1 protein-coding gene is annotated in these 1474 nt (G+C 78.5%); it reads left to right on the top strand.

Translation table 11 applies throughout. The annotated features are described in order from the left end of the window. On the top strand, nucleotides 1–1366 hold a 1366-nt coding region (locus tag F6X68_RS32595; protein WP_225852570.1), incomplete at its 5' end, for a helix-turn-helix transcriptional regulator. Nucleotides 1367–1474: the final 108 nt, after the last annotated feature.

The raw sequence follows: 1474 nt of genomic DNA, 5'->3' as shown, positions 1-1474 counted from the left end.
GTCCCCCGACCCGTCCGTGTCCCCGGCGTCGCCCGACCCGTCCGTGTCCCCGGCGTCGCCCGACCCGTCCGTGTCCCCGGCGACCGGTGGGCCAGCGGGGGACGCGGCGCCGTCGGGGAGCGTCGTCGACGGGCTGCTCGCCGCGCCGATGCCCACTGAGCCGATGCCCGCCGAGCCGCGCGGCGCCGCCGCCGAGGACGCCGACGTGCGGGCGGTGGCCGGCACCGCGCTGGGTCTGGTCGACCTGGCGGACGGGGACCTGCCCGCCGCCGGCCTCGCCTTCGCCCGGTCGCTGTCGGCGGCCCGGGAGGCGGGGCGACCGCGTACGGAGCTGGTCTGCGCCAGCCGGGCGGCCCTGTTGCACGCCGTCCGGGGCGAGCTGCGGGCCGCCGAGACCCTCGCCAGGGACGCCCTCGCCATGCCGCCCTGCCACGGCTGGTCCTGCCGGGAGGACTGCGCCCACGCGTACCTGGCCCTGGCCCTGGTCGCGCTGCACCGGGACCAGCCCGAGGAGGCGGAGGCGAACCTGGCGCTGGCCGCGCCGGCCACCGGCGAGCCCGTGGTGGGGGCGGTGGCGGCGCTGTGCCGGGCGTACCTGCTGCGGGACGCCGGTGACCTGCCCGAGGGCCACCGGGTGCTGGCCGAGGCACGGGAGCGGCTGGCCGACCGCCCCCGTGCCGGCGAGCTGACGCACTGGCTGCTGGCCGCCGAGTCGGACGTACGCGGGGCACGAGGTGACCTGGGCGCCGCCCGGGAACTGCTCGGGCGGGCACCCGACGCGGCCGCCCCGCCGCTGGCCGTCGCCCTCGCCCGGGTGGAGTTGCGTGCCGGCGACCCGCGCGCCGCCGGGTACGCGCTGCCGGACTGGGAGGCGCCGGAGGCGGCCGGCTGGCCGCTGCCCGTACGCCTGGACGCCGCCGTGCTCGACGCGGTGCTGGCCGGGCGCGCGGGCGACGACCGGCGGGCCGGACGGCTGCTGGAGCGGGCTCTCGACCTGGCCGGGCCGGAGGGGTTCCGGCGGGCGTTCACCCGCGCCGAGCCCGGGGTCCGTGACCTGCTCGCCGCGCACCTGGACGCCGGTACCGCGCACTGGCCGACGGTCAGCGACCTCGTCCGGGGCGCCGACGCGCCGGCCGAGCGGGCCCCGGCGGAGCGGGGCACGGGGGCGCTGGACGAGCCGCTGACCGAGCGGGAACTGACGATCCTGCGCTACCTGCAGAGCATCCTGTCCAACGTGGAGATCGCGGCCGAGCTGTCCCTGTCGGTCAACACGGTCAAGACCCACGTGCGCAACATCTACCGCAAGCTCGACGCCACCCGCCGCCGCGAGGCCGTCCGCCGAGCCCGCGCCCTCCACCTCATCTAACCCACCCCACCTCGCCCCGTCCCTCCGCCCCTCCACCGCGTCGATCATGCAGTTGTGGTGGGCGAACTGCCCTCTGCCGCCCCATTTGCGGGGCACCAGAACTGCATG

Source organism: Micromonospora sp. AMSO12t, assembly GCF_008806585.1.
In the GTDB taxonomy this organism is placed as follows: Bacteria; Actinomycetota; Actinomycetes; order Mycobacteriales; family Micromonosporaceae; genus Micromonospora; species Micromonospora reichwaldensis.
This window is presented reverse-complemented; position numbering and strand designations above follow the sequence as displayed.